The following is a 24,174-nucleotide window of genomic DNA, read 5'->3' as shown; positions in this document are numbered from 1 at the left end:
CTTGGATTCGATGGCAGGAGGGGCCATGGCCACATCGTCCGAAGCGGTTGTCGAAGCACTACGGGCTTCGTTGAAGGAGAACGAGAGGCTGAGGAACGCGGCGCGGGCCGCGGTCGAGCCGGTGGCCATTGTCGCGATGAGCTGCCGGTACCCGGCCGGCGCGAACTCGCCCGAGCGGTTGTGGGACCTGGTGGTGGACGGCGGCGACGCGGTGTCGGGGTTCCCCGGCGACCGTGGCTGGGATCTGACGTCGCTGTTCGCCGCCGACCCGGAACAGCGGGGCACCTCGTACACGAGGGAAGGCGGATTCCTCTACGACGCAGCGGAGTTCGACGCGGGATTCTTCGGTATCTCGCCGCGCGAGGCCCTCGCCATGGACCCCCAGCAGCGGCTGCTGCTGGAGACCTCCTGGGAGGCGGTCGAACGGGCCGGGATCGACCCGCTGTCCCTGCGGGGCAGCAGGACGGGCGTGTTCGCCGGAGTGATGTACCACGACTACGGCGCCCGGCCCGGCCTGCCGACCGAGGAGGTGGAGGGCTACCTCGGCACAGGGAGCGCGGGCAGCGTCGCCTCCGGCCGGATCGCGTACACCCTGGGCCTGGAGGGTCCGGCCGTCACGGTGGACACGGCGTGCTCGTCCTCGCTCGTGGCGCTGCACCTGGCGGTGCAGGCGCTGCGGCGCGGCGAGTGCTCCCTGGCCCTGGCGGGCGGGGTGACGGTCATGTCGACCCCGTCCACGTTCGTGGAGTTCAGCCGCCAGCGGGGGCTGGCCCCGGACGGCCGCTGCAAGTCCTTCGCCGACTCCGCGGACGGCGCCGGGTGGAGCGAGGGCGCCGGGGTGCTGCTGCTGGAGCGGCTCTCCGACGCGCGGCGCGGCGGCCGTCGCATCCTTGCCGTGGTGCGGGGCAGCGCGGTGAACCAGGACGGCGCGAGCAGCGGGCTGACCGCGCCGAACGGGCCCGCGCAGCAGCGGGTGATCCGTCAGGCCCTCGACGACGCCGCGCTGTCGGCCACGGACATCGACGTGATCGAGGGACACGGCACCGGAACGCCGCTCGGCGACCCGATGGAGGCCCAGGCGATCCTGGCGGCCTTCGAGGGGGAGCGCGAACGCCCCCTCTGGCTCGGCTCGGTGAAGTCGAACATCGGTCACACCCAGGCGGCCTCGGGCGTCGCCGGGGTGATCAAGATGGTGATGGCGCTGCGGCACGGCGTGCTGCCGGGGACCCTGCACGTCGACAAGCCGTCGACCCAGGTGGACTGGTCGGCCGGGACGGTGGAGCTGCTGACCGGGACCCGGCGGTGGCCGGACCCGGGACGGCCGCGTCGCGCCGGGGTGTCCTCCTTCGGGATCAGCGGGACCAACTCCCATGTGGTCCTGGAGGAGGCCCCGGCGGACGACCGGGAGCGGCCCGCGCCCGCGCCCGGGGGCCCGCTGCCGTGGCTCGTGTCGGGCCGGAGCGGGGCCGCGCTGCGGGAGCAGGCCGAGCGGCTGCTCCGGTATCTGGAGGGGGAACCGGGCCCGCGCCTCACCGATGTCGCGTTCTCCCTGGCCACGACGCGCTCGGCGTTCGAGCACCGCGCCGTCGTCGTGGCCGGGGACCGCGCCGAACTGGCGCGCGGTCTGCGTCGGCTCGCCGCCGGGGAGCTGCCCGCCGAGGGGGCGCGCGGCGAGGTCCGCGAGGGCGCTCTCGCGTTCCTGTTCACCGGGCAGGGCGCGCAGCGCGTCGGCATGGGACGTGAACTGTACGAGCGGTACCCGGTGTTCGCCGGGGCCTTCGACGACGCGTGCGCCGCACTGGACCGGCATCTCGACCGGCCGCTGCGCGACGTGGTCTTCGGGGCAGCGGGGACCGACGGCCTGCTCGACGGGACGGCGATGACACAGCCCGCGCTGTTCGCGGTCGAGGTCGCGCTCCACCGGCTGGTGGAGTCCTGGGGCGTACGGCCGGATTTCGTGTCCGGCCATTCCGTCGGCGAGCTGACCGCCGCGCATGTCGCGGGGGTGCTGTCCCTCGCGGACGCGGCCGTCCTCGTCGCCGCCCGTGGACGTCTGATGCGGGCGCTGCCGGAGGGCGGGGCGATGACCGCGGTGCAGGCCACCGAGGAGGAGGTCGCGCCGCTCCTGGCGGAGCGGGCAGGCCGGGCCGGTCTCGCGGCGGTGAACGGTCCGTCCGCCGTGGTGGTCGCCGGTGACGAGGACGCGGTGGGCGAGGTGGCCTCGTACTTCTCGGAGCGGGGCCGGAACACGAAACGGCTGCGGGTCAGCCACGCGTTCCACTCGCACCGTATGGACCCGATGGTGGCGGAGTTCGCCGAGGTCGTGCGGGGCGTGTCCCTGAACGCCCCGCGCATCGCGGTGGTGTCCGCGCTGACGGGCGCCGTGGTGACGCCGGAGGAGCTGTGCGAGCCGGAGTACTGGGCGCGGCACGCGCGGGACACCGTCAGGTTCCTCGACGCGGTACGGACACTGGAGGCCGAGGGCGTCACCGCTTTCCTGGAACTCGGCCCGGACGCCGTGCTCGCGGCGATGGGCCAGGAGTGTGTCCTCGGCGACGACGCCGTGTTCGCCGCGGCCTCGCACCGGGACCGGCCGGAGCGCACCGCCCTGCTGGCGGCGCTGGGCGGGCTGCATGTGCGGGGCACCGAGGTGGACTGGGCCGGTGTCCTCGACGGCGGCGACGGGCGGTGGGTGCCGCTGCCGACCTACGCCTTCCAGCGCGAGCGGTTCTGGCTGGCGGCCGAGGACGGCGCCGAACGGTCCCTGGCCCGGGTGGACGAGCACCGCTACCGCGTCGACTGGGCGGCCCTGCCGGATCCCGGCGCGGCCCCGCTGTCCGGCAGGTGGCTGGTGGTCTCGGCGGCGGGCGCGGAGGGACCGGCGGCGGAGACCGCGGCGGCCTGCCGACGGGCCGGAGCCGCCGAGGTCGTCCGGCTCACCGTCGACACCGGGACCGGAACCGACCGGGCCCTTCTCGGCCGCCGCCTGCGCGAGGCACTCGGCGAGGGGCCCCCGGTGGGAGCGGTGGTGTCCGTACTGGCCTCGGACGAACGGCCGTTGCCTGACGGGCCCGCGCTGAGCGGCGGGCTCGCGATGACGGTGGTGCTGGGGCAGGCGCTGGGCGACGCCGGAGTCGACGCGCCGCTGTGGTGTCTCACCCAGCAGGCGGTGGCCGTCGGTCCCGAGCCGGTCCGCAATCCGGCACAGGCCGCCGTGTGGGGGCTGGGGCGGGTCGCCGCGCTCGAATGGCCGCGTCGGTGGGGCGGACTGGTCGACCTGCCGGGAGAGGTGGACGAGACGGCACTCTCCCGTCTTGTGAGCATCTTCGCGAACCCGAACGGGGAGAGCCAACTGGCTTTGCGCGCGAGCGGAGTTCACGGCTGCCGCCTGGTGCGCTCCCCGCTGGCGCAGGCACCGGTGCGGCGTGCCTGGCAGCCCACGGGCACCGCGCTGGTGACCGGGGGAACGGGCGCGCTCGGCGCGCATGTGGCCCGCTGGCTGGCCGGGCAGGGCGTCCCGCACCTGGTGCTGCTCAGCCGTCGCGGGCGCGACGCCCCCGGCGTGGCCGCACTGGAGGCCGAACTCACCGGGATGGGCAGCGAGGTGACCGTCGCCGCGTGCGACCTCACCGACCGCGAGGACCTGCGCCGGGTCGTCGACGCCCTGCCCGAGGAGCGGCCGGTCACCACCGTCGTGCACGCGGCGGGCGCGAATCACGGCGAGAAGCCGCTCGCGCGCTGCGATCTGACGGAGATCGCCGAGGTGATGTCCGGCAAGCTCGAAGGCGCCAGGAACCTGGACGCCGTCTTCGACGGATCGGCGCCGGGCAGATCACCCGACGCGTTCGTCCTCTTCTCCTCGGGGGCCGGGGTGTGGGGCAGCACCGGGCAGGCGGCGTACGCCGCGGCCAACGCGTTCCTGGACGCCCTGGCCAGTGCCCGCCGGGCGGGCGGACAGGCCGCGACATCGGTGGCGTGGGGTGCCTGGGGCGGCGGCGGGATGGCCGGCGCCGAAGGGGCGGGCGAGTCGCTGCGCGAGCGCGGCGTCCCGCTGATGGCCCCGGAGACCGCTCTCGCGGGCCTGCGGGCGACGCTCGACCGCGACGAGACCACGTCCGCGTTCGCCGCCGTCGACTGGAGCCGGTTCGCTCCCGTGTACAGCATGTCGCGCTCGCGCGCGCTGCTGGACGACCTGCCCGACGCGCGGCGCGCTCTGCGCGTGGAGAGCGGGAGCGGACCGGAACGGGCCGGTTCCCTGCGGGAGGAGCTGACCCGCCTGACGGCGGACGAGCAGGAGCGGCTGCTCCTGGACCTGGTGCTCGCCCAGGCGGCGGACGCCCTGGGCCACCGTACGCGGGACGCCGTCCGCGCCACGTCGGCGTTCAAGGATCTCGGATTCGACTCGATGGCCTCGCTGACCCTGCGCAACCGGCTCAACGAGGCCACCGGCCTCGCCCTGCCGACCACCGTGGTGTACGACCACGCGACGCCGGTCGCTCTGGCCCGGCAGCTGCGCGCCGAGGTCCTCCCCCAGGGCGGGTCAGGCGCGGTGTTCGCCGAGGTGGACCGGCTGGAGACGGCGGTCGAGGCCATGGGGCCGGGCGACGAGGCCCGCGGCCGTGTCGTCGCGCGGCTGCGGACGCTGCTGTGGAAGTGGGACCAGCCCGATCCGACCGCTGGTGAACCGGATGACGCTCTGACGTCGGCGACCGACGACGAGATATTCCGCATCGTCAACAAGGAGCTGGGAATCTCGTGACCACGGCAGAGGACAGACTGCGCGAGTACCTGAAACTCGTCACCACCGAACTGCGTCAGACCCGGGCGCGTCTGGACCAGACCGAACAGCAGGAGTACGAGCCCCTCGCGATCGTGGGCATGGGCTGCCGTTTCCCCGGCGGCGTCGAGTCCCCGGAAGGGCTGTGGAGCCTGGTCGCCGACGGGGCCGACACGGTCGGCGGCCTCCCCCGCGACCGCGACTGGGACCTGGAGGGCCTGTACGACCCGGAGCCGGGGCGGCCGGGGAAGAGCTATGTCCGCACCGGTGCCTTCCTCGACGACGCGGCGGGCTTCGACGCGGAGTTCTTCGGGATCAGTCCGCGCGAGGCGCTCGCCATGGACCCGCAGCAGCGGCTGTGGCTGGAGATCACCTGGGAGGCGCTGGAGCGGGCGGGCATCGACCCGCTGTCCCTGCGGGAGAGCAGGTCCGGGGTCTTCGTCGGGCTGACCCACCAGGGGTACGCGTTCCCCTCGCGGGTCGACACCGGCGACGAGGTGGCCGGTTACCGGCTGACCGGCAGCACCGCGGCCGTGGCCGCCGGACGCACCTCCTACGTCCTCGGACTGACGGGCCCCGCGGTGACGATCGACACCGCTTGCTCCTCCTCGCTGGTCGCCCTGCACCAGGCGAGTCGCGCGCTGCGTGCCGGTGAGTGCTCCCTGGCCCTGGCGGGCGGGGTGACGGTGATGTCCACCCCGAACGCCTTCGTGGAGTTCTCCCGGCAGCGCGGGCTGGCGGCGGACGGCCGGTGCAAGTCCTTCGCGGGGGCGGCGGACGGCACCGGCTGGGGCGAGGGCGCCGGAGTCCTCGTACTGGAACGGCTGTCGGACGCGCGGCGCAACGGCCACCCGGTCCTGGCCCTCGTCCGCGGCTCCGCCGTCAACCACGGCGGCGCGGGGAACGGGCTGACCGCGCCCAACGGCCCGTCCCAGCAGCGGCTGATCGAGGAGACGCTGGCCAGTGCCCGGCTGTCGCCCGCCGACGTGGACGCGGTCGAGGCGCACGGGACCGGGACCACCCTGGGCGACCCGATCGAGGCACGGGCGCTGCTGGCGGCGTACGGGCAGGGGCGGCCGGAGGACCGGCCGCTGTGGCTGGGCTCGGTGAAGTCCAACATCGCGCACACCCAGGCGGCCTCCGGGGTGGCCGGGGTGATCAAGATGGTGATGGCGATGCGGCACGGCCTACTGCCCAGGACCCTGCACGTCGACGAGCCCACCCCCCACGTGGACTGGTCCAGCGGCGCCGTCCGCCTCCTCACCGAGGACCGGCCGTGGCCCGGCACCGAGAACGACCGGCCACGCCGCGCCGGAGTCTCCTCCTTCGGAGTCAGCGGCACCAACGCCCACGTCATCCTCGAACAGGCACCCAGGGACGGTACGGACAGCGAAGCGGACGCACCGGACGGGCCGTCGGACACGGTCGCCGCGTCGGCGCTCCCGTGGACGGTGTCCGGGGTGAGCCCGGGGGCCCTGCGCGAACAGGCGGCGCGGTTGGGCGCGTACGCCGACGCCCACCCGGAGGTGAGCGACGCCGACATCGGTCTGTCCCTCGCGACGACCCGCTCCGTGTTCCCCTACCGCGCCGTCGTGCTCGGCTCGGGCAGGGACGAACTCGTACGGGGCCTCGCGGCCCTGTCCCGGGGCGAGGAGAACCCCCGGGTGGTCCCCGCCGCCCCGTCGGCCGGCGGGCGGGGCGCCGCCGCGGCCGGGGGGCGGCGGAAAACGGTGTTCGTCTACCCGGGGCAGGGTTCGCAGTTCGCCGGGATGGCGGCGGGCCTGCTGGACTCCTCTCCGGTGTTCCGCGAGGCGATGGAGGAGTGCGCGGCGGCCCTGGCGCCGCACGTGGACTGGTCGCTGCCCGACGTGCTGCGGGCGCGGGACGACAGCTGGCTGGCGCGCGTGGACATCGTGCAGCCCGCGCTGTTCGCGGTGATGGTGTCGCTGACGGCCCTGTGGCGTTCGGTGGGGGTGACACCGGACACGGTGGTGGGCCACTCCCAGGGCGAGATCGCCGCGGCGTGCGTGGCGGGTGTCCTGTCGCTGGAGGACGCGGCCCGCGTGGTGGCCGTACGCAGCAGGGCGTTGCGGGCCCTGGCCGGCCGAGGCGGCATGGTCACGGTCGCGCTCGGTGCGGAGCGGGCCGCGTCCCTCGTCGCGTCCTGCGGTGACGGTCTGTCGGTGGCGGCGGTCAACAGCCCCTCCTCGGTGGTGGTGTCGGGCGAGGTGGAGGCCCTCGACGGTCTGCTGGCCAGGTGCGCCGACGAAGGGGTGCGGGCACGCCGCATCCCGGTGGACTACGCCTCGCACTCCCCCCAGGTCGAGGAGATACGCGAGGAACTGCTGGACGCGCTCGCCGGCATCTCGCCCGCCCCTGCCCGGGTGCGTTTCTGTTCGACGGTGACCGGCGGCCTCCTGGAGGCCGCGGATCTGCGGGCGGACTACTGGTACCGCAATCTGCGGCTGCCCGTGCGGCTGGCCGAGGCGACCCGGGAGCTGGCGTCGGGCGGCGCGGACGTCTTCCTGGAGATCAGCCCGCACCCGGTTCTCACCGTGCCGGTGCAGGAGACGATGGAGGACGCCGGGGCGGACGGCGCCCTGGTGACCGGTACGCTGCGCCGCGACGACAGCGGGCAGGACGGCTTCCTGCGGGCGGCGGGCACGCTGCACACCCACGGTGTTCCGGTCGACTGGGCGCCGTTGTTCGCGCGCGGCGGGGCGCGGCGGGTGGACCTGCCCACGTACGCCTTCCAGCGGCAGAGCTACTGGCTGCGCGACCGCGGCGGGGAGGCGGACCTCTCGGCGGCGGGCCTCACCGCGGCCGGCCACCCCCTCGTGGCGGCGGCCGTCGCCACGGCGACCGGGGACGGTCTGGTGCTCAGCGGACGCGTCTCGGTCGGCGGGCAGCCGTGGCTCGCCGACCACACCGTGCACGGCACGATCCTGCTGCCCGGCACGGCGTTTCTGGAACTGGCCACGCACGCCGGGCAGTTGCTGGGAGCCGGGCAGGTGCGGGAGCTGACCGTCCAGGCTCCGCTGGTTCTCCCCGAGGACGGCGAGCTGACCCTTCAGGTGCTGGCCGACAGCCGTGGCGAGGCGGAGGGCTGGGCCGTCAGCGTGCATTCCAGGACCAGCGACGACGAGCCGTGGACGCGGCACGCGACCGGTGTGCTCGTCGAGGACGAGCCCGCGGACGCGCCGGAGACCGGGCCGTGGCCGCCGCCCGGGGCGGTCGGCGTCGACGTGAGCGGCCACTACGCCCGGCTGGCCGACCAGGGGTACGGGTACGGGCCCGCCTTCCAGGGACTGCGTGCCGCCTGGCGGCTGGGGGACGTGATCTACGCGGAGGTGCGGCTGCGCGAGGAACACGGCGCGGAGGCGGCCGCCTTCGGCCTGCATCCCGCGCTGCTGGACGCCGCCCTGCAGACCGTCGCCCTGCTCGGCGCGGGACCCGACGACGAACAGGCGGACCGGCGGGGCGTCCGGCTCCCCTTCGCGTGGAACAACGTCTCGCTGCACGCGGTGGGCGCCTCGGCGCTGCGGGTCCGGCTGTCCCCCGAGGGAACGGACGGCGTCACCCTCACCCTCGCCGACCCGGCCGGGAACCCGGTGGCCTCGGTGGGGTCACTGGCCCTGCGGCCCGTCGACCCCGCGCGGCTGGCCCGCCCCCGCGCGGCCCGGGACAACGGCCTGTTCCGGCTCGACTGGCCCGCCGCGCCCGCCGCGCCCGCCGCGCCCGCCGACCGGTCCGCGGCGCACGGCGGTTGGGCCCTCGTGGGCCCCGGCGCCGCCGTCGAGGACCCGGCGGAACCGGGCGGCCGGGTGGCGCACCACCACGATCTGGAGGCGCTGCGCGAGAGCCTCGGCTCGGGCGGGCCCGTGCCCGAGACCGTGGTGCTGTTCTGCGCCACGTCCGCCACGTCCGCCGCGACCGCCACGTCCGCCGCGACCGCCGACGACGCTGGTGCCGAAGCGGTCCACACCAGCGCGCGGCGGGCGCTGAACGCGGTGCAGACCCACCTCTCGGACGGCCGACTCGCCTCCTCGCGCCTGGTCCTGGTGACGCGGCACGCGGTGGCGGCGCGGGACGGGGACGTGCCGGACAGTGCGCAGGCGGCGGTCTGGGGGCTGGTGCGGACCGCTCAGACCGAGCATCCCGACCGTTTCGTCCTGGTGGACACGGACACCGCGCGCCCCTCGGCGCGGCAGCTGTCCGACGCGCTGGCCACCGGGGAGCCCCAGGTCGCCGTACGGGACGGCAGGGCCCTGCTGCCCCGGCTGGCCAGGGCCGGGGACCCCGGTGAACAGCCGGGCACGGAGCGGCCGTTCACCGGCGGAACCGTGCTCGTCACCGGCGGCACCGGAATGCTGGGCGGTCTGGTCGCCCGTCACCTGGTGACCGGGCACGGGGCGAACCGGCTGCTGCTGGTGGGCCGTCGCGGCCCCGAGGCCCCGGGCGCGGCGGAGCTGGTGTCCGAGCTGTCCGCGCTGGGCGCCGACGCGGAGGTCACCGCCTGCGATGTGGGCGACCGGGAGGCCCTGGCCGCGGTCCTGGAGCGGATACCGGCGAGCGCGCCGCTGACCGCCGTCGTGCATGCCGCAGGGGTATTGGACGACGCGGTGGTGAGCGCCATGACCCCCGAGAGCCTGGACCGTGTCGTCCGTACGAAAGTGGACGCGGCGGAACACCTCGGCTCCTTGACGCGGGGGCTGGACCTGGCCGCGTTCGTGCTCTTCTCCTCGGCGTCGGGGATTCTCGGAACGGCAGGACAGGGGGCGTACGCCGCGGCGAACGCGGCCCTGGACGCGCTGGCGCTGCGCCGCCGCGCCACCGGCCTGCCCGCCGTATCGCTGGCCTGGGGCTTCTGGGAGCAGGAGAGCGGGATGACCGGTCACCTCACCGAGGCGGACCTGGCCAGGATCGCGCGTTCCGGGATGCGCCCGCTGTCGTCGCGGGAGGGCCTGCGCCTGTTCGACCTGGCCCTGGCCGGGGGTGAGGCGGTAGCGGCGCCCATGGGAATCGATGTCGCCGCGCTGCGGGCGGGGGCCGGTTCCGGCACGGCCGCGCCGGTACTGCGCGCCCTGGCGGCCCCCGCCGTACGCAGGGCGGCGGCCCCCGCGGACCTCGGCGCGGGTACCGGTCCGCCGACCGCTGTCGAGGGGCTGGAGGCCCTGTCCGAGACCGAACGTGAGAGGACGTTGCTGGAGCTGGTCTGCACCGAGGTGGCGCGGGTGCTGGGACACCGTTCCCCGGACGCCGTCGCGGACACCCGCGGTTTCCTGGAGATGGGGTTCGACTCGCTGACCGCGATCGAGCTGCGCAACCGGCTCGCCGCCGCCTCCGGGCTGCGGCTGCCCGCCACGCTCGTCTTCGACCACCCCACGCCGCGAGCCGTCGCCTGTCACCTCGGCACCCTGCTGGTCCCGGCCGGGGACGGGGACGCGGAGACGGTTGTCGCCGGACTGGACCGGCTGGCGCGGGGGTTGCGTGCCACGCGGCCGGGCGAGGAGATCCGGGAACGGGCCGTGGCACAGCTGTCGGAACTGCTGGCCGAACTGACCGGAGCCGGTGAAGCCGCGAGCGGCGTCCCGTTGGACACCGCGAGCGACGACGAACTCTTCGCGCTGGTGGACAACCGTTTCCAGTGATGCCTCGACGCGCCATCGGGCCGACTGTCCGGAAGGAGTGGAACCATGACGGATGAGAGCAAACTCCGCGAGTACCTCAAGCGGGCGATCGCGGAGGGGCAGCAGACCCGACAGCGTCTGGAGGAGGTGGAGGCAGCCGCCCGTGAGCCGATCGCGGTGGTCGGCATGGCCTGCCGCTTCCCCGGCGGCGCCAAGAGCCCAGAGGACCTGTGGCGGTTGGTCGCCGAGGGCCGCGACACACTGTCGGGGCTGCCGACCGACCGCGGCTGGGATCTCGACCGGCTGCTGGGCTCCGACGCCGACGGGCCGGGGAAGTCGCACGCGGGAGTGGGCGGATTCCTCTACGACTCCGCGGAGTTCGACCCCGAGTTCTTCGGGATCAGCCCGCGCGAGGCGCTCGCCATGGACCCGCAGCAGCGCCTGCTGCTGGAGGTCGCCTGGGAGGGTTTCGAGCGGGCACGCCTGGCGCCGGACCGTCTGCGCGGCAGCCGGACGGGCGTCTTCCTCGGGGTGATGTACAGCGACTACGGCGGGCGCTTCCAGCAGGCGCCCGAGGCGCTGGAGGGGTATCTCGGCAACGGCAGCGCCGGCAGCGTCGCGTCCGGCCGCCTGTCCTACACCTTCGGGCTGGAGGGACCCGCGGTGACCGTGGACACCGCCTGTTCCTCCTCGCTGGTGGCGCTGCACCTGGCGGCCCAGTCACTGCGTTCCGGTGAGTCCTCCCTGGCCCTGGCGGGCGGGGTGACGGTGATGTCCACCCCCGGGGTGTTCGTGGAGTTCTCCCGGCAGGGCGGACTGGCGGCGGACGGCCGGTGCAAGTCCTTCGCCGGGGCGGCGGACGGCACCGGCTGGGGCGAGGGCGCCGGAGTCCTCGTACTGGAACGGCTGTCGGACGCGCGGCGCGACGGCCACCCGGTCCTGGCCCTCGTCCGCGGCTCCGCCGTCAACCAGGACGGCGCGAGCAGCGGCCTGACCGCGCCCAACGGCCCGTCCCAGCAGCGGGTGATCCGGCAGGCCCTGGCCCAGTCCCGGCTCTCCCCCGGCGAGGTGGACGCCGTCGAGGCGCACGGAACCGGGACCAGGCTCGGCGACCCGATCGAGGCGCAGGCGGTGCTCGCGACGTACGGCCGGGACCGCCCGGAGGACCGGCCGCTGTGGCTGGGCTCGGTGAAGTCCAACATCGGCCACACCCAGGCGGCGGCGGGCGTCGCCGGGGTGATCAAGATGGTGATGGCGATGCGGCACGGCCTCCTGCCCAGGACCCTGCACGTCGACGAGCCCACCCCCCACGTGGACTGGTCCAGCGGCGCCGTCCGCCTCCTCACCGAGGACCGGCCGTGGCCCGGCACCGAGAACGACCGGCCACGCCGCGCCGGAGTCTCCTCCTTCGGAGTCAGCGGCACCAACGCCCACGTCATCCTCGAACAGGCACCCCCCGAGGAGGAGCCGCCCACGGATACGCGGGGCGACGCCGACGACGGTCTCGTCCTTCCGTGGGTGCTGTCCGCCAAGGGCGCGCAGGCGCTCCGGGACCAGGCCCGCGATCTGCTGGAGCACCTGGACGAGCGGCCACGGGCACGGCTGGTCGACCTCTCCTGGTCGCTGACCCGGCGGGCCACGCTCGACCATCGCGCCGTGGTGGTCGGCCGGGACCGGGACCAGGTGCGCCGCGCGCTGGACGCCCTGGCGGGCGACCGGAGCGCGCCGGGCCTGGTGCGCGGGGTGAGCCGGGCGTCCAAGCTCGCCCTCCTCTTCACCGGCCAGGGAAGCCAGCGCCGGGAGATGGGCCAGGCCCTCTACGCGGCGTTCCCCGTGTTCGCCGACGCGCTGGACAGGGTGTCGGAGCAGGTGGACGCGCATCTGGACCGTCCGCTGAAGGAAGTCGTCCACGGCGATCGCGGGCCGGACGGTCTGCTCGACAGGACCGCGTACGCCCAGCCCGCGCTGTTCGCCTTCGAAGTGGCGCTGTTCCGGCTGCTGGAGCACTGGGGCGTGCGGCCGGACTTCCTCGCCGGCCATTCGGTCGGGGAGCTGGCCGCGGCACACGCCGCGGGCGTCCTGTCCCTGGAGGACGCCGCGTTCCTGGTGACGGAACGCGGCCGGCTGATGCAGGACATGCCCTCCGGCGGGGCGATGGTGGCCGTCCAGGCGAGCGAGGACGAGGTGCTGTCGCTGCTCGTGGACGTGCCGGGCGAGGCCGCCTGCGCGGCGGTCAACGGACCCTCGTCGGTCGTGGTCAGCGGTGCGGAGACGGCCGTCGAGGAGATCGCGCGGCGGTTCGCGGCGCGCGGGCGCAAGACGCGGCGGCTCCAGGTGAGCCACGCCTTCCACTCCGCGCACATGGACGGGATGCTGGAGGACTTCCGCGAGGTCGCCGGGGGGCTGGACTTCCGGCCGCCGCTGATCCCGCTGGTGTCGACCCTGACCGGGAAGCGGCTGACGGAGCGGGAGCTGCGGTCCCCCGACTACTGGGCCCGGCACGCGCGGGGCACGGTGCGCTTCCTGGACGCCGTCCGGACCCTCGAAGCCCAGGGGGTCGGCGGGTTCCTGGAGGTGGGGCCCGACGCGGCGCTCACCCCGATGGCCGAGAGCTGTCTGTCCGAGGGCGGCGCGGTCGTCGCCGCGGCCCTGCGGGCGGGCAGGCCGGACGCGCAGACGCTGGTCACGGCCGTGTCCCGGCTGCACGCGCACGGCGCGCAGGTCGACTGGGGCACGTACTTCTCCGCGACGGCGCCCCGGCCGGTGGACCTGCCCACCTATCCGTTCCAGCGGCGGCGCCTGTGGCTCGACGCGGAGTCCGAGGGGACGGCGGCGCGGCCCCGGGCGGCCGGGCTGGGCGCGGTGGAACACCCGGTGCTCAACGGCGCCGTCGGGCTGCCGGGCGGCGAGGAGATCCTGTTCACCGGCCGTCTCTCGGCGGCGGACCACCCCTGGCTCGCCGATCACACGGTCCTCGGCGCGCCGGTCGTGCCGGGAGCGGCGCTGGTGGACCTGGCGCTGTCCGCGGGCCGGGAGGTCGGTCTGCCGGGGGTGGAGGAACTCACCCTGGAGGCCCCGCTGGTCCTCGCCGAGGACGGCGCCGTGCGGGTCCAGGTGCTGGTGGGCGCGCCGGATGGGTCAGGACGCCGCCCGGTGAGTGTCAGCTCCCAGGCGGAGGAGGCTCCCACGCTGGAGGCCCCGACGCGGCACGCGCTCGGCTTCCTGCGCTCCGCGGGCGATGAGGAGCCGCCGTCGCTCGCCGTGTGGCCCCCGGAGGGCGCCGCCGAGGCCGACGTGTCCGGTCTCTACGCGGAGCTGGCCGCCGCGGGCCTGGGCTACGGGCCGGTGTTCCGGGGGCTGCGGGCGGCCTGGCGGCGCGGTGAGGAGGTCTTCGCCGAGGTGTCGTTGCCGCCCGAACATCCGGCTGCGGGCGGTGGGTTCGGCCTGCACCCGGCGCTGCTGGACGCCGCGCTGCACGGCATCGGCCTGGGCGGCCTGATCGACGGCGGGGGCGGTGCCACCGTGCCGTTCGCGTGGAGCGGGGTGACGCCGCGCGGTGCGGGCGCGTCCGCGCTGCGTGTCCGACTGGCACCGGCCGGTTCCGGCGGTGTGGCGGTGGAGGCCGCCGACGAGACGGGACGGCCGGTGATCTCCGTAGGGGCGGTCGCGCTGCGGCCCATGTCGCGGGAGCGGATCCGGGCCGCGAGCGGTGCCCGGCGCGACGCGCTGTTCCGGGTCGACTGGCCGCGGGCCCAGGGGGACGGGACGGCCGCGGCGCGGCACTGCGCGGTCGTGGGCGCGGACGGCGACGCGGTGGCGGCCGCGCTGGAATCCGCCGGTGTCCGGGTCGGCCGGTTCGGGCAACTGCCGGAGCTGGGCGCCGCGGTGACCTCCGGCGAGCCGGTACCCGAGGTGGTGGTACTGGCCGTGGGCCTGCGGCCCGGGGCCGGGGATCTCGCCGCCTCGGGGCGCCGCGCGGTCCACGAGGCACTGGCCGCGGCCCGGTTCTGGCTGGCCGAGCCCCGCTTCGCGGGGGTACGCCTGGCCTTCCTGACCGGTGGCGCGGTGGCCACCCGTGCCGGGGAGGACGTCCCCGCACCCGCGCAGGCCCCCGTGTGGGGACTGGTGCGGTCCGCGCAGACGGAGCACCCCGGGCGGTTCGCGCTGATCGACGTGGACGGGCGGGAGGCGTCGCTCCGGGCTCTGGCCGGTGCCCTCCGCACGGGCGAGGAGCAGGTGGCGATCCGCGCGGGGAAGCTCTCCGTGCCGCGCCTCGTTCGCGTGCCGGTTCCCGGCACCACGCAGGGTACGGCTCTGGGCCCGGAGAGCACCGTACTGGTGACCGGTGGCACCGGGGGGCTCGGACGGCAGGTCGCCCGGCGGCTGGCCGAACGCCACGGGGCGCGGCACCTGCTGCTCGCGAGCCGTCGCGGTCAAGCGGCCGAGGGCACCGCCGAGTTGGCCGCGGAACTGGCGGAACTCGGCGCGCGGGTCACGTTCGCCGCCTGCGACGTGGCCGACCGCGACGCGCTGGCCCGGCTCCTCGCGGACATCCCGGCCGCGCATCCGCTGAGCACGGTGGTGCACACGGCGGGGGTGATCGACGACGGGGTGCTCACGTCGCTGACCCCCGGGCGTGTGGACACCGTCCTGCGGGCCAAGCTGGACTCCGCCGTCCATCTGCACGAGCTGACCCGGGACACCGGCCTCACGGGCTTCGTGCTGTTCTCCTCGGCGGCCGGTGTGCTGGGCGCGGCCGGTCAGGGCAACTACGCGGCGGCGAACGCGTTCCTCGACGCTCTGGCACAGCACCGCAGGGCCGCGGGGCTGCCCGCGGTCTCGATGGCCTGGGGACCGTGGGAGCAACACGGCGGAGGGATGACGGACGCCCTGGACAGGAACCAGCTCGCCCGGCTCGCCCGCTCGGGGGCGGTCGCCCTCTCCTCGGAGGAGGGGCTGGCGCTGTTCGACGCGGCTCTGGGAAGCGAGGAGCCGGCTCTCGTACCGATGCGCTTCGACACCGCCGTACTGCGGGGCGCGGCGGGACCCGAGGACGTACCCCCCGTACTGCGGGGGCTGGCGCCCGCCGCGCGACAGGCGTCGGCGTCGGCACCGGCCGGGAGGCGGCTGGCCGATCTCGGCGGGGAGGAGCGCGGCGAGGCCCTGCGGGAGCTGGTCCTGGCGCGCGCGGCGGACGTGCTGGGCCATGCCACGGCCGAGGAGCTGGACGGCTCACGGCCGTTCCTGGAGTCGGGATTCGACTCGCTGACGGCGGTGGAACTGCGCAACGCGCTGAACGAGGCGACCGGCCTGCGGCTGCCGGCCACGGTCGTGTTCGACAGCGGTACACCGGTGGAGCTGGCCGAGCGGCTCGACACACTGCTGGGCGCCGCACGGCCCGGTCGGGAAGAGGCGCCGCCCGCGGCGGTGGACACGATCGACGTCCTGTACCGGCAGGCTTGCCAGCAGGGCAGGATCGGCGAGGCGAACGAGTTCCTGATGGTGGCCTCCACGCTCCGGCCCGCGTTCACCGTGAGCGAGGAAGCGCGGCTCAGGGAGCCGATCCGCCTGGCGAGCGGCCCCGAGCGGCCCGCCCTGATCTGCTTCCCCAGTGTCGGGGCGTCGTCGAGCCCCCTCCAGTACGCGCACTTCTCCGCGGCCCTGGCCGGTGCCCGCGACGTGTCGGCGATCCAGGTGCCCGGTTTCGTCGAGGGCGAGCTGCCGCCGGCCGACTTCGACGTCATGGTGGAGTCGCAGGCGCGGGCGGTGTCGCGGTGCGCGGACGGTGCCGCGTACGCCCTGGCCGGTTACTCCTCCGGCGGCTGGCTGGCCAACGCGGTGGCGGCACGTCTGGAGCGTCTGGGCCACGGCCCCTCGGCCGTGGTGCTGCTGGACACGTACTTCCTCGACAGTGGGCTTCCGCTGATCCAACCGGCCCTGACCCAGGGCATGTTCAGCAGGGAAGAGGTGTTCGGCAGGATCGACCACACCCGCTGGACGGCGATGGGCACGTATCTGCGCCTGTTCGCCGACTTCACACCGGCCGCCACCCGGGCGCCCACCCTCATGATCAAGGCCACCGGCTCGCTGCCCGGAATGGACACCTCCGCAGGGGCCCCGGCCGACAGCGGGGAACGCACTCTGCCGTTTCCCATGGCGGTCGAGGAGGTGCCCGGCAACCACTTCAGCATCGTGGAGGCCGACGCCGGGTCGGCCGCGCGAGCGGTGCACGACTGGCTCGCCGCTCGATTCCCAGCCACCCGGCCACCGGAGCCGGGGACCGACCTTCCGTCCACTCCGCAATGAGAGGAACGACATGACCGAGCAAACGATGACGGCCGGCAAGGAGCTGCACGAGTACCCGATGCAGCGTGGCTGCCCCTACCACCCGCCGACCGAGTACAACGAGCTGAGCGAGGAGGCCCCGCTGTCCCGGGTACGGCTCTACGACGGCCGGATCGCCTGGCTGGTGACCCAGCACAAAGAGACGCGCGCGATGTTCGCCGACGCCAAGCTCTTCTCCTCCGACCACGACAACCCCGCCTTCCCGATCCTCGCCGAGCGGGAGAAGAACTTCCCGGAGTTCACCCAGGAGCTGTTCGGCCTCGACGGGGAGCTGCACCAGAAGCGCCGCCGGATGCTGCTGCCGCGCTTCACCCTCAAGCAGGTGGAGCGGCTGCGCCCGATGATCCAGGCGGTGGCCGACGAACTCATCGACGATCTGCTGCGGCACGGGGGGCCCGTCGACATGGTGACGGTGCTGGGCCGGCCGCTGCCGTCGCGGGTGATCTGCAAGATGCTCGGCATCTCCTACGAGGAGCACGAACTCTTCGAGGTGCACGCGCAGGGCATCATGCAGGCCGCCGACCTGGACCAGGCCGTCAAGGCCGGGCGGGAACTGCTCGACTACCTGGTCCAGGTGGTGGACGCGAAGCAGCAGGACCTCGCCGACGATCTGCTGAGCACGCTCATCACCACGCAGCTGAACACCGGTGGGCTGACGTCGATCGAGGTGTCGAAGCTGATGGTCGCCCTGCTGATCGGCGGCCAGGAGACCACCACGAGCATGATCGGGCTGGGCACCCTGACCCTGCTGGAACACCCGGACCAGCTCGCGCTGATCCGCGAGAACCCGGAGCTGCTCCCCGGGGCGGTGGAGGAGCTGATGCGCTACCTGTCCATCGCGGACCTCACGACACTGCGGGTGGCCACCACCGATGTGGAGGTGGCCGGGCAGACCATCAAGAAGGGCGACGGCGTCATCCTCTCGACCGCCGCGGCCAACCGCGACACCCGTGCCTTCGACCAGCCGGACGACTTCGACATCCGCCGCTCCTCCCAGGGCCACCTGGCCTTCGGCCACGGCCCGCACCGGTGCCTGGGCGAGAACCTGGCCAGGGCCGAGCTGGAGATCCTCTTCAGCACGCTCTTCAAGCGCATACCCACACTGCGGCTGGCGGTCCCGCTGGACCAGGTCTCCATGAAGGTGGGCATGACCCTGGAAGGTCTCCACGACCTCCCCGTCACCTGGTAGGCGCGCGACCTCCCCGTCCGTTCTCTCCCGACCCGGCAAGGAGCCACGCATGGACGACCGTTACGCGATCATCGAGATCTGCGACCGCATGGGCTGGCACAGCGACCGCCGCGAATGGGACCGGGCCACAACCCTGTTCTCCCACAAGGTCCTGCTGGACTACACCAGCCTGCTCGGCGGGTCGCCGACCACGGTGACCCCCAAGGAGATCGTCGATTCCTGGATCGCGGTACTCGGCGGCTACGACACCTCCCAGCACCTGATGACCAGTCACCTGGTGACCCTGGAAGGTGATGCGGCGGAGTGCACCACCTCCTTCCAGGCGACCCACCGGCTGGACAATCCGATGGGCTCGCCGCTGTGGCGCATCGGCGGGACCTACCGCTTCCACCTGGTGCGGTCCACGGCCGGCTGGAAGATCGACGAGCTGGCGATGAACATTCTGTGGACGGAGGGAAACAGGAACATCCTGGACATCGCCGCCGAGCGGCAGGCCGCGAAGGCGACGAGCTGAACGCCGGCGGCCTCCGGTCGCCGACAGCACGGAGAACGGTCGTACCCGTTCGTTCCGCACCCGGGGAGCGCGGCATGTCCGAGGCCGCGCTCCCCGGCCGGTCCGATCGCACAGAGCACCGACGAAGACAGGAAGGCATCATGGCCCAGGAGAAAAGCTCACCGGCGGACGCACGGGGGAAGCGCGCCCTCGTGACGGGCGGCACCCGCGGCATCGGACTGGCGATCGTGGAACGGCTGGTCGCCGAGGGAGCGACCGTGGTGACCTCCGCGCGCAAGGAGGCGCCAGGACTCCCGGACTCGGTACGGCTGGTGACCGCCGACGCGAGCACCCCGGACGGCGTTCAGCACCTGGCGGACACGGCTCTCGACCTGCTCGGGGGTGTGGACATCCTGGTCAACAACGCGGGCGGGGCGAGCAGTGGCGGGATGCCGCACCTCGGCGGCTACGCCACGATTCCCGACGAGGACTGGGTCGAGGCGCTGAAGACCAACTACCTCGCCGCGGTGCGACTGGACCGCGCCGTGCTTCCCTCGATGATCGAGCAGGGCAGCGGGGTGATCATCGAGATGGCGTCCACGACCGCGTACCGGCCGGTGGGCGCCCTGCTGCACTACGGCGCGGCGAAGGCGGCGCTCGTGCATTACGCGAAGGGACTGGCGACCTCGGTCGCCCCGCACGGCATCCGCGTCAACACCGTGCTGCCCGGACTGGTCAGGACACCGGCCATGGACATGGTCGCGTACAACATCACCGGAGAGACCGGGCAGGACGGCGATGACGTCGTCAACATGATGATCGAGATGGAGGGCGCCCCGATGAAGGGCGTCAGCGAACCGGAGGATGTCGCCGACCTCGTGTCCTTCCTGGCCTCGGACCGCGCCTCGCGCATAGTCGGAGCCAGCTACGTGCTCGACGGGGGCGCGCTCCCCCAGGTGTGAGGGCGGAGCCCTGTCCGGAGCACACCGCGGACAGGGCTCACCGGGCGTTGTCAGGGGCATCGGAAAGGTCTGTTCGACGACGGGGCGCAGTGCCGCGCACGGGGACCACGACCACGAAAAGGCCCGGTGCGGCGGCGGGAGCGACCGACCGGTGGTGGGCCGGGGCAACGGCCGCCGTTGCCAAGCCTTCCGCTCCAGTCCGGGGTGACGCCCCGGAGGAAATTCCTCGTCAGCCATGTCACGTTCAAGCAGCTCGGTTCCGTCGTGCTGGTGACCACCACGACGAAGGGAATCAGCATGCGAGCCTCGGCGAAAATCGCGGCCATGTGCGCCTCGGCAGTTCTCACTGTCGGCGCCGCCGCCACGGCGGCTCCCGCGCAGGCGGCGGTGAGCGGGTTCAGCATCCGCAACGCGGCGACCGGCAAGTGTCTCACCGCCCCGGACTACAACCACTACCTCGACCTGGTCACGTGCGACAAGAACCACGCGAACCAGCGCTGGGCCAACGTCGGTTTCCAGTTCCAGAACCGCTTCCCCGCTCTCGGTAATTGGTGCATGACCGGCCAGGCTCATGAACAGCGCGTATACCTGCGCGGCTGTTCCAGCGCGGAGACCAACTGGTCCGTGGCATCCCTGAGGGACAACGCGCAGACTCCGATCAGCAATTCCACCTGCGGTTACCTCAAGTGGAGCAACGGCGCCGTGGCCTGTGGTGCCCGCAGCAGCACCATGACCTGGGTCATCGACTACTGAGGCGTGTTGTGGGAGCGGCGACGTCCGCCCGTAGGACGGACGGGCCCGGCGGCGTCCGGCGCGTGCGATCACCGTGCGGAGGATCAACCCCATCACTGGATGTGCTGGAGCGATCCCGACAACGCTGCGAGCACGCGTGCCAGGCGTCGCCGGGCGGCCGGGGCTCTCTCAACAGGCACGCCCGGTCACGGCCGCTGGTCCCGCCTCCGGCCACCGCCTCCCTCCCGCTCCATACGCCGTCGGCCCGAAGACCCTCAAATGATCTTGAACATCAAACGACTCCGCTGGAAGGGGAGTTGATTGTCCCGTTGGGGGAAGCCGGTGTGCTGGAACAGCTTGGCTGTACCAACCGACAAGAGTGAGCTGATGACGCATGACCGACCTCGATCGCCCAACGACACAACTCGACGTGAGGCGAGCTTCGGCCGACGGCACCCAGCAGCCCCGGCAGCCCCAGCAGCCCCGGCGTAAAAATGTGCTGGAACAGTGGGGCGGCACGTCCGGAATGATCTACATGACACTCCCGGTCGTCGCCTTCGTCGTCGCCAACTCGCTGCTCGGTCTCGACGGCGCGAGAAGCCACTCCTCCGCGCGGTGACAGGCCCCGCCATTGTCGTCGACCAGGGTGACGTACCCGCTGTGGCGGAAGAAGAACCACAGCACGTCGCCGATGAGTCGGCTACCACCGCCTAAGCCGAGGCAGTCGAGACGCATGGCGACCTCGTCAAGGGCGCCCCGGTACCGCTCGGTGGACGATCGCTTCGTCGGTGCTCGCCGCGAGCTTCGTACTGCCACTCCCCACTGCGCACAGTCGAGAAGTGGCCGACGTCTCAGAGACCTTGCGGTGGGAGCGCGGTGGCACTGGGCGGACTGCCTCGACGGCCACGGCCTGGTTCGACCACCACAGCACCACGAACTGACCCGCATCCAGCCCATTTCAGAGAGATTCACCATGAAAAAGCCTGTGATAACAGCACTCGCTGTCGCTCTGCTTGCCCCTCTGTCCTCGGGCTGTTCATCGGCCGACGCGGACGACGAACCGCTCAGCTGGAAGAAGTGCCCCAAAGAGGTCCATGCGGCAGGAGTCGAGTGCACCACGGTCGAGGTTCCCCTCGACTACGAAAATCCGGACGGCAAGGTCATCGAGATCGCCGTCTCCCGTCTGGCGAGCAAGAACCCCGACAAGCGCCGTGGCGTACTGGTGACCAACAGCGGCGGCCCCGGCGGGCAGACACTGACCATGCCCGCCACCCTGCGGGAGATGGGGGTGCCCAAGAGCGTCCTTGACAGCTATGACGTGATCGGGATCGACCCGCGGGGCGTGGGCCACAGCACGCCGGTGACCTGTGGGCTGAAGCTGACGGACCATCCGAGCAACATCCCCACCTACGCCCGTGGCGAGGCGGACGTCGCCGCCGAGGCCAAGCGTGTCGAGGCCGTTGCCAAGAAGTGCGCGACGTCCCGGACCGCCGACCTCCTGCCGCACATCACCACGGCCAACACGGCGCGCGACATGGACCGGGTTCGCGAAGCGCTCGGCGAGTCCAAGATCTCGTACTACGGCATCTCCTACGGCACCTATCTGGGCTCCGTCTACACCACGATGTTCCCCAAGAAGACCGACCGTGTCTTCATCGACAGCGTGACCGGCCCCGGCGGCTGGGATGCCTCGTTCGTACGGAAATTCGGGGAGGGTTTCCAAAACCGGTTCCCCGACTTCGCCGAGTTCGCCGCCGCGCAGGACAAGAATTACGGCCTGGGAAAGACGCCTGAAGAAGTGGAGGCGACGTACTTCGACATCGCCGAGAAGCTGGACACGAAACCGAGCCCGGAGGGCTACAACGGCCAGATCTTCCGACAGGTGACGTTCGACCACTTCTACTACGACAAGAAGCTGCCGGAACTCGCCGAGATCTGGAAGGCGCTCGACACCGGAAAGCCGGTGCCCAAGCCCGATACCGGCGCGGAGGGCGAGGGGGCGGCCGCGCCGTCCGACATCCCGGCGGACAACTACTTGGCCAGCCAGATGCACGTGATCTGCAACGACTCCAAGTGGCCCGAGGACGTTTCCCAGTACGCGCGGAACGTCGAGGAAGACCGGAAGCGTTACCCCATGTTCGGCGCGGCCGGAGCCAACATCACGCCCTGTGCGTTCTGGCCGTCCGAACCGGCTGAGAAGCCCGTGAAGATCACCGACCGGGGCCCCTCGAACATCCTCATGCTCCAAAACCTCCGCGACAACGCGACTCCGCTGAGCAGCGCCCGCGAAATGCGCGAGGCGCTCGGTGACCGGGCACGGATGGTAACGGCCGATCAGGGCGGACATCTCGCGTATCTGTTCCTCGACAACAAGTGCGCCAACGACATCGTCACCACGTTCCTCGTCACCGGCGAACGCCCTGGGGAAGACATCGCGTGCAAGGCGAACTGACACGGGTGACGGGAGTTCTCCGTACCGCCGCGGTCCACCGTACCGCTGGGGTCCACCGTCATTCGCCTCTCACATCTCGCCTGCACCGAGAAGACTCCAGTCACCGGTGAGCGAAAGGACCGTGTCGCACTCGGGAGAGAAAACGGACCAACTGGACGACCGCACTAAGCGGTTCCGTCCTGCTTGGCGGTGTCGCAAGCGGGAGGGTCTTCCCTCGACACGTCAACCCTCAACAGGTCATCGGGGCTGACTTCCGTGGGCTTCTCACTGGTGAGACCAACGGGCCTCCACAGAAATCCTCCCGACATGTAGCTGTGTTTGTCGCTCAGCGCCTTGAAGCGAACCGTGAATTGTTCCCCCATGCGGATGGGGCCAACGAGTTCATGCCAATAGGTTGTGGCAATCCTGTCGGTGAATCCGGTGACTTCACGAACTCTGGCACCAACGATTTCGATAGATCCATACTCGTAGATGCTTCCGGACCGCAAGTAGCCGATGACGAGACCATCGGTTGGGGCAGTAAAGCTCCGGACGAGGCCGCCCGATCCGTTCGAGAACGAGCAGAGCTGATGATCCGATCCGATGATTCTCGCTTTTCCTTTGAATTCTGCCAGCCCGTTGGAAACGAGCGATCCGCCCACCCGGAAGGAGTCGGAGACGCAGACATCGCATTCGCGTAGGAAATCTGTCGAACTGTTGATGCTCAGATGTTCACCAACTGGACCCCGCAGCTCGCGGATGCGGACGATTCTGTCCTTTCCGGTAGCGTACACGTCACCGTTTGCCTCCACGGCTCCATTGACTGTGAGTGAGCCATCGACCGTCATGGTCTTCCGGGCGGTCACCGCACCGGCCAGGTCGACACCATACGCTTTCTCGATGTAGTGGATCCCGTTGCTGTTGATGGTGAGAGGACCGCCATGGGGGCCGAGCAGTTCGCGGATGCGGACGATCTTGCCTCCCCCGGTCGCATGCACGTCATCGTTGGCATAGAGCTTTCCGTTGACCGTTAGTCCGGTGAGGCGGGGGTTGTTGACGGCGACCGTGGCGGTGAGCGTGTGGGTTGTCTCCCCGAGGCGGTAGTGGAGGTGGAAGGTGGTGTCGCGCGTGACGGTCCCCTTCCAGGTGAAGTTGGTGATGTTGGTTTCGGTCTGTCCCGTGGCGGGTGTCGCGCCCGTGCCGTGGGCGATGCTGTACGTGAGGGTCTGGGGGCCGGTCCAGTGCAGCGTCACCGTGTTTCCCGCGTTCACCTCAGGTGTGGTCGCGGCGAAGTCGCTGACGTTCTGTGCCGGTACAGCCGGGCGCGGGAATTTCGTCACGGAGCATTCGTCGCGGCGCATGCTGTACGAGCCGGGTGTGGTTGCGGTCATTTCCGCGATGTCGATCGTGGCGGTGCCGGGGCGCGTGTTGATGTGCAGGCCCTTCAGCGTGAGCTGGACGCCGGCGGGACCCACTGTGCCGCCGGAGCTGGAGGGCGGCACGGCGAGGAAGGCGCTTTTCGCCGACTCCCAGGTAACCGTCCAGTTGTCGGGACTGCTCCCCTGCCCTCCCTGCACGTTGACCAGGTCGTGGGCTCCGGTGCCGTACGGCACCG

General features: G+C 72.4%; 9 protein-coding genes and 1 pseudogene. 9 read left to right on the top strand and 1 reads right to left on the bottom strand.

Translation table 11 applies throughout. The features are described from left to right. The first annotated feature begins 1 nt into the window (after position 1). From DVH02_RS01765 to DVH02_RS01725, 9 genes and pseudogenes are all read left to right on the top strand, one after another. Positions 2 to 4,759: a type I polyketide synthase gene (locus DVH02_RS01765; RefSeq protein WP_407697579.1), complete on the top strand. Its 4,758-nt coding sequence runs from the start codon at positions 2 to 4 to the stop codon at positions 4,757 to 4,759. Then, positions 4,756 to 10,428, top strand: coding sequence for a type I polyketide synthase (locus tag DVH02_RS01760; protein ID WP_114621873.1), 5,673 nt, complete (start codon positions 4,756 to 4,758; stop codon positions 10,426 to 10,428). Before DVH02_RS01765 ends, DVH02_RS01760 begins: the two co-directional genes overlap by 4 nt. A 51-nt stretch (positions 10,429 to 10,479) precedes the next feature. Continuing rightward, positions 10,480 to 16,713, top strand: a pseudogene (locus DVH02_RS01755) (type I polyketide synthase); the annotation flags it as partial. Between the two features lie 10 nt (positions 16,714 to 16,723). After that, positions 16,724 to 17,941 carry a cytochrome P450 gene (locus tag DVH02_RS01750; RefSeq protein ID WP_233517981.1) on the top strand — a complete coding sequence of 406 codons (1,218 nt, stop codon included), beginning with the start codon at positions 16,724 to 16,726 and terminating at the stop codon, positions 17,939 to 17,941. Positions 17,942 to 17,990: 49 nt separating this feature from the next. Further along, complete coding sequence (locus DVH02_RS01745; protein WP_114621871.1) at positions 17,991 to 18,455, top strand: nuclear transport factor 2 family protein; 465 nt, start codon at positions 17,991 to 17,993, stop codon at positions 18,453 to 18,455. Between the two features lie 140 nt (positions 18,456 to 18,595). Further along, the gene (locus DVH02_RS01740; RefSeq protein ID WP_114621870.1) at positions 18,596 to 19,396 is read left to right on the top strand and encodes an oxidoreductase; all 801 of its coding nucleotides are present in this window, start codon (positions 18,596 to 18,598) and stop codon (positions 19,394 to 19,396) included. Between the two features lie 204 nt (positions 19,397 to 19,600). Continuing rightward, positions 19,601 to 20,149: a ricin-type beta-trefoil lectin domain protein gene (locus tag DVH02_RS01735; protein WP_114621869.1), complete on the top strand. Its 549-nt coding sequence runs from the start codon at positions 19,601 to 19,603 to the stop codon at positions 20,147 to 20,149. Positions 20,150 to 20,558: 409 nt separating this feature from the next. Beyond that, positions 20,559 to 20,747, top strand: coding sequence for a hypothetical protein (locus tag DVH02_RS34680; protein ID WP_147285982.1), 189 nt, complete (start codon positions 20,559 to 20,561; stop codon positions 20,745 to 20,747). Positions 20,748 to 20,897: 150 nt separating this feature from the next. Beyond that, positions 20,898 to 22,580, top strand: a complete 1,683-nt coding sequence (locus DVH02_RS01725; RefSeq protein ID WP_233517980.1) for an alpha/beta hydrolase — start codon at positions 20,898 to 20,900, stop codon at positions 22,578 to 22,580. Positions 22,581 to 22,744: 164 nt separating this feature from the next. On the opposite strand, the gene DVH02_RS35005 is transcribed toward DVH02_RS01725, so the two are convergent. Continuing rightward, positions 22,745 to 24,174 (bottom strand): hypothetical protein (locus DVH02_RS35005; RefSeq protein WP_158575822.1); only part of this gene is annotated, 1,430 nt, incomplete at its 5' end.

The sequence above is a fragment of the Streptomyces corynorhini genome (genome assembly GCF_003346515.1).
GTDB lineage: Bacteria > Actinomycetota > Actinomycetes > Streptomycetales > Streptomycetaceae > Streptomyces > Streptomyces corynorhini.
The sequence above is the reverse complement of the archived record's forward strand: the minus strand, read 5'-3'. Positions and strand labels throughout refer to the sequence as shown.

Excerpts from the sequence above, each read along its gene's own strand:
- DVH02_RS01745 (WP_114621871.1), top strand. The coding sequence starts at position 17,991 with ATGGACGACCGTTACGCGATCATCGAGATCTGCGACCGCATGGGCTGG.
- DVH02_RS01740 (WP_114621870.1), top strand. The coding sequence starts at position 18,596 with ATGGCCCAGGAGAAAAGCTCACCGGCGGACGCACGGGGGAAGCGCGCC.
- DVH02_RS01750 (WP_233517981.1), top strand. The coding sequence starts at position 16,724 with ATGACCGAGCAAACGATGACGGCCGGCAAGGAGCTGCACGAGTACCCG.